The organism is Polaromonas eurypsychrophila, from assembly GCF_014641715.1.
Taxonomy (GTDB): domain Bacteria; phylum Pseudomonadota; class Gammaproteobacteria; order Burkholderiales; family Burkholderiaceae_C; genus Polaromonas; species Polaromonas eurypsychrophila.
Map to the genome: position 1 here is coordinate 76125 of NZ_BMIG01000017.1, position 9899 is coordinate 86023.

A 9899-nucleotide genomic window follows, 5' to 3' on the forward strand; every position below is an offset into this window, starting at 1 on the left:
CTGTCTTTTAGTTGCGCAGCTTCCCGTCGCGCGTGACCATGCCCAGCTCGACATACTTGCTGCCATGGTGCTGGTTGGCCGTGTAGGTCACGGTGAAACCGCCGGTGTCATAACTGCCCAGGGAGCCCATGGCCGCAAGCAGCGCCTTGGCATCGCCCGGTTTTTTGCTGCGGCGCATCGCCTCGGTCAGCACCTTGGCGCCTATGCAGGACTCAAGGTGGGTGCTGTTCATGGCCTGGCTCACGCCGGCATCTTTCAGGGCTTTGGCGCATTCCTTGACGACCGGCAGCGATGAGGACGCATTGGGAACGACCTGCGAGATGGACACACCGGCACCGGCTTCAGCCGCCGCCTCGATGTATTGCTGCGCACCCACGAAGGACAGGCTGGAGGTCGGGATGAACTTGCCCTGAGCGACGATCTGCTTGCTGATCTCGGATGCAGGGCCGGACAACACAGTATTGATGATCACGTCGGGCTTGAGCTTGAGCAACTGGCTGACTTGCGCCTCGCTCACCTTGGTGTTCCGTTGCAGGGCAAAGGCTGCGGGCTTCTTGTCCTGCTTGGCCAGATAGTCGGTGACCACGGCCAGGTTTTGCTTGCCAACCTCGTCGTCGTAATGCACCACCACCACCTGCTTGATACCCAGGCCAGTCCAGAACGCCAGCATTTTTTCCAGCTCGTCGCCGTAGGACGCGCGCAGGGTGAACACCACCGGGCTGGCCTTGCGCACAGGGTTGGCACCTGAAAACGGCGCAAAAAACAGGACGCCGGCTTTTTCGGCCTGAGGCATGGCGTCCAGGCTCAGCGTGGCCGACGCAAAGCCGAACAGGGCTACCGCGTCATTTGTTTCCAGCAGTTTCTGGGTGTTGGCACCGGCCAGTTTCCTGTCGTTCTTGTCGTCGAGCGAGACCAGCTCAATCGGCAGGCCACCGACACCCCCCTTGGCGTTCACTGATTTGAAGTAGGCCTGGGCGCCATCCTGGATGTCACGTCCGAAACTGGCGTTGCCGCCGCTCAAGGGAGCCGACTGACCGACCACCCAGGCTTTTTGCGCATGGCCGGCGCCCGCAAAAAACAGGAGCGACAGGCACAGGGGGGAGAGAACGGAAAGAGGAGATTTTTTGGCAGCAAGCATGAATTTCATCAATCAAAAAAACCTGGCTACGTCCAGGAACAAGATTTGAATGGTAGTGCACGGGTCGGCAAAATGGATCGCCGCGCAGGCACGCTGCGACGGGTGTCACAGCGTGGGCGACAAGCGGCACCGCAGCGTGCGCAAAGCGCCACACACGGCCGCTGCCAATCTCAGCGGCCGCTCCAGACAGGACTTCTTTTTTCGACAAAGGCCGCCACACCTTCGTGAAAATCGGCACTGCCGTAACACTGGCGAATCAGGTCTTCGTCCGGTGGCAGGCTAGCGCTCACCAGACGGCGCAGGCCTTCCTTGCTGACGCTTTGCGTCACGGGCGCCAGCGCGCTCAGGCGGTCACACAGTTTGCCCAGTTGCCCATCGATATCGCCGGGTTCGACTGTCTGCAGCAGGAAGCCGCAGGCCAGCGCCTCATCGGCGCTCAGCACTTCGGCCAACATCAACATACGTTTGACACGCGGCGCGCCGAACACCGCGACGAGGCGCGCCAGGTTGGCCACCGACAGGCAGTTGCCCAAGGTTTTGGCAATCGGCACGCCGAAGCGCGAACCCGCCGTGGCGATGCGGAAGTCACAGGCCGTGGCAATTGCCAGGCCGCCGCCTATGGCCCAGCCTTCGATCACGGCGACCGTGGGCATAGGCAGCGACTCCAGCCTGGCGATGCACTGGTCGATTTGTTTTTCGTAAGCGACACCGTCCTCACCGCTGCTGAAGCGGGTGAACTGCTCAATGTCCGTCCCGGCAACAAAGGCCTGGCCACCGGCGCCGCGAAAACTCACGACGCGCACCGAGGAGTCAACCTTGAGTTGCTCACATATCTGGTTGAGCCGCTCGTACATGGCCCAGGTCATGGCGTTACGCGCGGTCGGGCGGTCAAACACCACCGATGCCACACCGGCGGCGATGTTCAGGTGCACGCTGCCTTGTGTATGGGCTTCGCTCATGCTGCGAAAGCCCCCTGCTCGCTGAGTGCCACTTGCTCTTCTGCGCTGATGCCCATTTCGGTCAACACCTCGGCCGTGTGTTCGCCCAGTCGTGGCGGATGGCGCGTCACTTGCTGCGGTGTGCCCGACATCTTGACCGCGAAGCCGATGTTGGGCACCTTGCCTTCGACCGGATGGTCGATCTCCATGCGCATCTCGCGCGCCTTCGCGTGCTCGCTGTCAAAGGCTTCGGGATAAGTCAGGATCGGGCCGGCGGGAATACCGGCTTCGAGAAAGGTACTGACCCAATAATCCTTGGGTTGGAGACGAAAACTTTTCTCCAACTCCACTTCCAGCGCGTGCCGGTTTGCCAGACGCAGCGAGATGGTGGAAAAGCGCTCGTCGACGAGCAGCTCCTCGCGGCCCATCAATTTGCACAACTGCAACCAGAGCTTCTGGTTGTTCGCGCCCATCACGAAATAGCCGTCGGAGCAAGCCATCGCCTGATAAGGCGCGGTCATCTTGTTCGAGGTGCCCAATGGCTCGGGCGCCTTGCCAGTGCCCCAGTAGTCGCAGATGTCCCAGACCGAAAAAGCCAGTGCCGAGTCGAACAGCGAGGCATCCACATGCTGGCCCTGGCCGCTGCTCCTGGCGCCAATGTAAGCAGACAGGGTGGCATACACCGCAAACAACGCGCAGCCGATGTCTGCCACTGGAACGCCAGCCTTGACCGGGGGACCACCGGGATAACCGGTGACACTCATCACGCCGGACATGGCCTGCGCCATCAGATCGAAGCCGGGCCGGTCAGACCAGGGACCGGTCTGGCCGAAGCCCGAGATGCTGGTGTAGACCAGGCGCGGGTTGACTTCTTTCAGTACGTCGTAGCCCAGGCCCAGCCGCTTCATCGCGCCGGGTCGGTAGTTCTCCAGCAGGATGTCGGCGTCTTTCGCCATCCGCAGCAGCAAAGCCCGGCCGGCCTCGGACTTGAGGTTGAGCGCGACGCTGCGTTTGTTGCGGTTCATGTTCAGAAAGCCCAGCGAATCCGGCCCCTTCATCTTGAAACCCATGGCGCCGCGCGTCTGATCACCACTGCCGGGGGGCTCGATCTTGATGACGTCGGCGCCCATGTCAGCGAGCAACATGCAGGCGTAAGGGCCTGCCATGACCTGACTGATGTCCAGCACACGGACACCGGTCAGGGGGAGTGGTCTTGTGGGAACTTGCTGGGTCACGCGTCGCCTTTCACGCCGCCGTCCTTGATGATCTTGGCCCACTTGATCTGCTCGGCAGCCATGAAGTCGCCGAATTTCTCGGTCGAGCCTCCGCCGTCCTGCGCGCCCGAAGCCGCCAGCCTTTCCATCACATCGGGCATCTGCATGACCTTGTTGATGTCTTCGTTCATGCGTTTGGCCATGGCCAGCGGCATTTTCGCGGGACCGGCCAGCCCGTACCAGGTGGTCGCCTCGAAGCCGGGAAAGCCGGATTCGGCCATGGTCGGTACGTTGGCGTAGGCGGGCACGCGCTGCTGGCGCGTCTGCGCCAGGGCAATGGCCTTGCCGCTTTTGACATGCGGTGTGGCCGCCGTCATGGTGTCGAAGCTGTACTGGATGGTGCCGCCTATCAGGTCGGTCAGCATCGGGCCCGAGCCCTTGTACGGCACATGAATGGCCTTGACCTTGGCGGCCAGCATGAACATCTCCAGCGCGAGGTGCTGCGCGCTGCCGGTGCCAGCGGAACCGAAGCTGATCTTGCCGGGATTGGCGCGGCACAGTTCGACCAGGTCCTTGACGTTTTTGGCGGGCTGGTTCTCATTGCAGATCAGCAGATTGGGCGTGACGCCGACCAGCACCACCGGCTGGAAGTCCTTGGCTGCGTCGTAGTTCACCTTCTGCAGCGCCGGTGTGATGGCCTGGCTGTTGATGTGGGCCATCAGCAGCGTGGCGCCGTCGCCGGGCTGCTTGGCCACGTAGTCGGCGGCGATGGTGCCCGAAGCGCCGGCCCGGTTCTCGACGATGACCTGGGTCTTCCACATCTCACCGAGCTTCTGGCCGATAACGCGGGCCAGGATGTCGGTGCCGCCACCCGGCGCGAAGCCGACGATGATGCGCACCGGCCCAGTGGGCAGATTTTGCGCGAGGATCAGTGAAGGAAAGGCCAGTGCGGCGGCGCCAGCGGTCACAAGGGTTCTGCGTTGCATGGTTGTCTCCAGTGGGTTGTTTTTGAAATCGTCAGAAAGAAACGGGGCTCAGGCTGCCTTGCGCAGGGGCATCACAGCGGAATGGCTGGAAAAATGGTCCATCGCGGCCTGTACGCCCGAACCGGCCAGCTTGACGCCGGCGAGCTTGAGGCCCATCTCGCAGCCTGACAGCGCGGCCATCAGGGTCAGGTCGTTGCAGTCACCGAGGTGTCCGATGCGGAACATCTTGCCCTTGACCTTGCCCAGGCCGGTGCCCAGCGAGCAATCGAAACGCTCGTAAATGATCTTGCGCACCGCATCGGCATCCACGCCCTCGGGCGTCATCACGCCGGTCAGAATGGGTGAGTACACGGCAGCGTCGGCGCACTGGATCTGCAGGCCCCAGGCCCGGACCGCAGCGCGCACGCCTTCGGCCCAGCGCTGATGCCGCGCAAACACAACGTCCAGCCCGTGTTCGAGCAACATATCGCAAGCTTCGTTGAGGCCATAAAGCAAATTGGTGTTGGGCGTCGACGGCCAATAGCCGGTCTTGTTCATCTCGATGATTTCATCCCAGGCCCAGAAGGCCTTGGGGAGTTTGGCGTTCTTGCTGGCTTCCAGCGCTTTGCTTGAGACCGCATTGAAGCTGATGCCGGGCGGAAGCATCAGGCCTTTTTGCGAGCCGCTGATGCTGACGTCCACGCCCCACTCATCATGTTTGTAGTCGGCCGACGCCAGGCCGGAGATGGTGTCCACCAGCAGCAGCGCCGGATGTTTCGCAGCATTGATGGCCTTGCGCACGGCGGCGATGTTGCTGGTCACGCCGGTCGAGGTCTCGTTGTGCACCACACAGACAGCCTTGATGCTGTGCTGGCTGTCGGCCTTGAGTCGCTCCTCGATCAGGTCGGCCCGCACGCCGTGGCGCCAGACTTCGGCGCCGGGGTCGCTCATGACCTCGGTCTTGAGACCGACGCGCGCGGCGAGTTTTTGCCACAACGCGGCGAAGTGACCGGTCTCATACATCAGCACGTGGTCGCCGGCGCTCAGGGTGTTGACCAGCGCCGCTTCCCAGGCGCCGGTGCCAGAGGCCGGGTAAATCATCACCGACTGTTTGGTCTTGAAGATTTTCTTGATGTCGGCCAGCACCTTCAGACCGAGCGCGGCGAACTCGGGACCGCGGTGGTCGATGGTCGGCAAGCTCATGGCGCGCAGGATGCGGTCTGGCACAGGGGACGGGCCGGGGATCTGCAGGAAATGGCGGCCGGTGGGGTGAAAGTCAAGCGTCAACATAAATCGGATACTCCGTGAAGAAGAACCCATTTTTTGCATACAAAATTCATTTGTCAACCTTTTTAAGCCAAATATAGGGTTTGACTTGAGTGTTTTTTGCATACAAAATTTACATATGAGCGCAGACATCATCCCCATCCCCCGTGCCGCCCTGCATGAACAGGTGGCGCATCGCCTGCGCCAGATGCTGGTCGAAAACCGCATCGCGCCGGGCGCCAAGCTCAATGAACGCGAACTCAGCGAGATCCTCAATGTCTCGCGCACGCCGCTGCGTGAAGCCATCAAGATGCTGGCGGCCGAGGGCCTGGTCGAATTGCTGCCGAATCGTGGCGCGATCGCCGTGGAGCTGACCGAAGCCGACATCCTCAACACCTTCGAGGTGATGTCCGGGCTGGAAGCCCAGTCGGGCGCGCTGGCCGCCGAGCGCATCACCGAAGCGGAGCTCGACGAGATCAAGGCCATGCATTACGAAATGCTGGCGGCTTACACGCGGCGCGACCTGCCCGCCTATTACCAGCTCAACTCGGCGATCCACCGCGCCATCAATGCCGCGGCAAAGAACCCGGTGTTGACCGCCACCTACAACCAGGTCAATGCCCGGCTCCAGGCCTTGCGCTTTCGCTCCAACCAGGACGGCGAAAAATGGAAGGCCGCCGTCGAGGAACATGAGCTGATGGTGCAGGCGCTGAGCGCACGCGACCCGCAGGCCATGCGCACCGTGCTTGGCAGCCACCTCAACAACAAACTCGGGGTGGTGATCGAACAAGTGCGTACGGCCAACAGCGCAGCCATGGCGCAGGCCAAGGCATGAACGCCCCGCTGCCCCTGAAAGTGACGCGTGAAACGGCGGCGCAAGCCTACGAGCAGGTGGCACGCGTCAGCAACGAAGTCGCCGGCAAGCTGGCGGCGCGGCTAGCCGCCGAAACCTGCGGCGAAGTGCTGTTCTCAAGTGCCGACCGCGGTCGCTACGCCACCGATGCCTCGATTTACCAGGTGATGCCGGCCGGCGTGTTTGTGCCGACCGGCGCGCCCGACGTGAAGACTGCGCTGGACATCTGCCGCGACATGGGCGTGCCGATCGTTCCGCGCGGTGGCGGCACCAGCCAGTGCGGCCAGACTGTCGGCACCGGGCTGGTCATTGACCATGCCAAACACATGCGCAACATCGTGGACGTGGATGTGGACAAGCGCACCGCCGTGGTCGAGCCCGGCATCGTGCTCGACCACCTGAACGCGGCCTTGAAAAAACACGGCCTGTGGTACCCGGTCGATGTCTCCACCGCAGCACAGGCCACACTGGGCGGCATGGCTGGCAACAACTCCTGCGGCAGCCGCAGCATCGCCTACGGCAACATGGTGCACAACGTGCTGGGCGCCGAGGCCTGGACCTCCGATGGCCACCTGCTGCAACTCGGCACCTGGTCCGGCAGCAGCGGCAAGGCGCGCGAGCTGGGCGCCTATGTGCGCACGCTGGCCGAAGAGCTGCAACCGGCGATCCACCAGCGCTGGCCCACCGTGATGCGGCGTGTTGGCGGCTACAACCTGGACATTTTCGATCCGCGCAGCGAGCGGCCGTACACGACCGACGGATCGGTCAACCTGTCGCACCTGCTGATCGGCAGCGAAGGTACCTTGGCCCTGACCAAATCACTGACCCTGCAACTGGCCGAACTGCCCAAAGCCAAGGTGCTCGGCGTGGTAAACTTCCCGACCTTTTACCGCGCGATGGACGCGGCCCAGTACATCGTAAAGATCGGTGACGGCACGCTGACGGCGGTGGAGCTGGTGGACCGCACCATGATTGATCTGTCGCTCCAAAACCCGGCGTTTGCACCGACCATACGCAGCGCGCTGATCGGCCAGCCTGCGGCGATTTTGCTGGTCGAGTTTTCGGGCGCGAGCAAGGCGGACTTGCTGCCCCACCTCAAACGCCTGGGCGAACTCATGGGCGATTTGCTGCTGCCCGATTCGGTGGTCGAAATGACGGACGACGCGCCACAGAAAAATCTGTGGGAGGTGCGCAAGGCCGGCCTCAACATCATGATGAGCCTCAAGGGCGACGGCAAGCCTGTCAGTTTCATTGAGGACTGCGCGGTACCACTTGAGCACCTGGCCGAATACACGGATGCGCTCACCGAGGTGTTCAGAAAATACGGCAGCAAGGGCACCTGGTATGCCCACGCCTCGGTCGGCACACTGCATGTGCGGCCGATTCTGGACATGCGACGTGAGGGCGCGCCCAAGATGCGCGCGATTGCCGAGGAAGCTTCCGAGCTGGTGCGCAAGTTCAAGGGCGCCTACAGCGGAGAACACGGCGACGGCCTGTGCCGCGGCGAGTGGATAACGTGGCAGTTCGGTCCGCAGATCAACGAAGCCTTTGCCAAGATCAAGCAGTTCATGGACCCGGCTGGCCTGCTGAGCCCCGGCCGCATGGTCAACCCGCCGAAGATGGACGACACGCGGTTGATGCGTTTTCCGCCAGCCTACCAGGTCATCCCGATACAAACCTCGCTCGACTGGCGCGCCTGGGACGTGCAGAACAATCCAGCCACCGAACAGACCAGCGCACCCGGCAGCGGCGGTGACCCGGCCCAGGGATTTGCCAAGGCCGTGGAGATGTGCAACAACAACGGCCACTGCCGCAAGTTCGACGCCGGCACCATGTGCCCGAGCTACCGCGTCACACGCGATGAGAAACATTTGACACGCGGCCGCGCCAACACCTTGCGGCTGGCGCTATCGGGCCAGCTTGACGGCATCAACGCGCAGGACGCCTTCACCAGCGAACCGGTGCGGGAAGCGCTGGACCTGTGCGTGGGCTGCAAGGGCTGCAAGCGCGACTGCCCGACGGGTGTGGACATGGCCAAAATGAAGGTGGAGTTTCTGTACCACTACAAGGCCAAACACGGCTACACGCTGAAAGACAAGCTGGTCGCGCGCCTGCCCGACTATGCGCACTGGGCCAGCCGCTTTGCGCCGCTGCTGAACCTGCGCGACAAAATTCCCGGACTGGCCGCGCTTAGCGAAAAGTTCACCGGCTTTTCCGCCAAACGCACGCTGCCGCAATGGCAGAGCCGCACCTTTTTCAACACCCTGCATGCAACCGCCACCCGTGAAGAGCTTCTGGCCGCGAGCAAACCGGTGGTGCTGTTTGTTGACACCTTCAACGGTTATTTCGAGTCGGACAACGCAAGCTCGGCGGTCAAGGTGCTGCAAGCTGGCGGCTACGCCGTGCACATCGCTGCAAAAACGAAAGCGGATGGGAAAAGCCTGTGTTGCGGCCGCACTTATCTGGCCAGCGGCATGGTGGATGAAGCGAAGGCGAAGGCCACCGAACTGGTGGACACCCTGCTGCCCTTCGCCGAACGCGGCATCGCCATCGTCGGCCTGGAACCGTCCTGCCTGCTGACCATGCGCGACGAGATGCTGGTCATGGGCCTGGGTGAAGCGGCGCAAACCATCAGCGGCCAGGCTTTGCTGTTCGAGGAGTTTCTGGCGCGCGAGGCGACGGCCGGCAAGCTCGAGGGATTGAAGAAAAAGCTGCAGCCGGTGGATCAGGCCATCCTGCTGCACGGACATTGTCATCAGAAGGCGTTTGGCGCGGTCAGCCCCATTCTCGACGTGCTTAAGTTGATCCCCGGCGCAAAACCCGAACTGATCGAATCCAGTTGCTGCGGCATGGCCGGCAGCTTCGGTTATGAAGCCAGCCACTACGAGGTGTCGATGCAGATGGCCGAGCTGAGCCTGTTGCCGGCGGTGCGCAAACAGCCCGACGCCATCGTGGTTGCCGACGGCACCAGTTGCCGACACCAGATCCGGGACGGCGCGCAGCGCGAGGCGGTGCATGTGGCGGTGTTGATAGCGCGGCAACTGGGCGCCTGAGGAAGCAGGCCCGACCATGCAGGGCCGGCTGCAGCGCAGCAACCTTCAGTTTGCTTCTCTTTTGATAGCTGCTTGCGTTTGCGGGAAAAGAGCTAGAGGCCGATTTGATTCGTAAACCCATGCGAGAAAGTTCAAACCGTCGCGGCGTTACGCGACGTTCCCGGCTCACATTGGACTGTAGGAGCCACTCCCCACTCCCACCCCTAACCCCTCCCTCGCCCCGCTGGGCGATGGAGGGGGACCTCATTTGGCCGCGTGCGCTGCGCTCGCGTGCAAACATGACTGCCGCTTGGGATTCTCGTCCTTGAAGCGCTTTGCGCTTCAAGGACTCCGGATGGGGTCCGCGGTATTGGGATATTGGTTTTCTCTCCCCACCCGTCGGGCTGGGCCGAGGAGCGCAGCCGAAAACGGATCAGGGCGAGCGATTGTCTGAGCGAAGCGAGTTCGAGCTCGACCCCGTTTTCGGCGAGCA

General features: G+C 62.5%; 7 protein-coding genes. 2 read left to right on the forward strand and 5 right to left on the reverse strand.

Annotated elements, in window-relative coordinates:
* Positions 1–7: 7 nt before the first annotated feature.
* The 5 genes from IEX16_RS18030 to IEX16_RS18050 form a co-directional block, all read right to left on the reverse strand.
* Positions 8–1138 carry an ABC transporter substrate-binding protein gene (locus IEX16_RS18030; protein ID WP_188709867.1) on the reverse strand — a complete coding sequence of 377 codons (1131 nt, stop codon included), beginning with the start codon at positions 1136–1138 and terminating at the stop codon, positions 8–10.
* Positions 1139–1308: 170 nt separating this feature from the next.
* Positions 1309–2097 carry an enoyl-CoA hydratase/isomerase family protein gene (locus tag IEX16_RS18035; protein ID WP_188709868.1) on the reverse strand — a complete coding sequence of 263 codons (789 nt, stop codon included), beginning with the start codon at positions 2095–2097 and terminating at the stop codon, positions 1309–1311.
* Positions 2094–3311 (reverse strand): CaiB/BaiF CoA transferase family protein, encoded by a 1218-nt coding sequence (locus IEX16_RS18040; protein WP_229676420.1) that lies wholly within the window; start codon positions 3309–3311, stop codon positions 2094–2096. The genes IEX16_RS18035 and IEX16_RS18040 overlap by 4 nt, the downstream gene beginning before the upstream one ends.
* Entirely contained in the window at positions 3308–4276 is a 969-nt protein-coding gene (locus IEX16_RS18045) for a Bug family tripartite tricarboxylate transporter substrate binding protein (RefSeq protein WP_188709869.1), read from the reverse strand. The genes IEX16_RS18040 and IEX16_RS18045 overlap by 4 nt, the downstream gene beginning before the upstream one ends.
* A gap of 48 nt (positions 4277–4324) precedes the next feature.
* A complete protein-coding gene (locus IEX16_RS18050) occupies positions 4325–5545 on the reverse strand; it encodes a pyridoxal-phosphate-dependent aminotransferase family protein (RefSeq protein WP_188709870.1) in 1221 nt (406 codons plus the stop codon).
* 115 nt (positions 5546–5660) lie between these two features.
* Here IEX16_RS18050 and IEX16_RS18055 point away from each other — a divergent pair, with 115 nt between their 5' ends.
* Together IEX16_RS18055 and IEX16_RS18060 are read left to right on the forward strand one after the other, a co-directional pair.
* Complete coding sequence (locus IEX16_RS18055; protein WP_188709871.1) at positions 5661–6356, forward strand: GntR family transcriptional regulator; 696 nt, start codon at positions 5661–5663, stop codon at positions 6354–6356.
* Entirely contained in the window at positions 6353–9427 is a 3075-nt protein-coding gene (locus tag IEX16_RS18060) for an FAD-binding and (Fe-S)-binding domain-containing protein (RefSeq protein ID WP_188709872.1), read from the forward strand. The genes IEX16_RS18055 and IEX16_RS18060 overlap by 4 nt, the downstream gene beginning before the upstream one ends.
* The last annotated feature ends 472 nt before the right edge of the window (positions 9428–9899 follow it).

Excerpts from the sequence above, each read along its gene's own strand:
- IEX16_RS18060 (WP_188709872.1), top strand. The coding sequence starts at position 6,353 with ATGAACGCCCCGCTGCCCCTGAAAGTGACGCGTGAAACGGCGGCGCAA.
- IEX16_RS18055 (WP_188709871.1), top strand. The coding sequence starts at position 5,661 with ATGAGCGCAGACATCATCCCCATCCCCCGTGCCGCCCTGCATGAACAG.
- IEX16_RS18050 (WP_188709870.1), bottom strand. The coding sequence starts at position 5,545 with ATGTTGACGCTTGACTTTCACCCCACCGGCCGCCATTTCCTGCAGATC.
- IEX16_RS18030 (WP_188709867.1), bottom strand. The coding sequence starts at position 1,138 with ATGCTTGCTGCCAAAAAATCTCCTCTTTCCGTTCTCTCCCCCCTGTGC.
- IEX16_RS18035 (WP_188709868.1), bottom strand. The coding sequence starts at position 2,097 with ATGAGCGAAGCCCATACACAAGGCAGCGTGCACCTGAACATCGCCGCC.
- IEX16_RS18045 (WP_188709869.1), bottom strand. The coding sequence starts at position 4,276 with ATGCAACGCAGAACCCTTGTGACCGCTGGCGCCGCCGCACTGGCCTTT.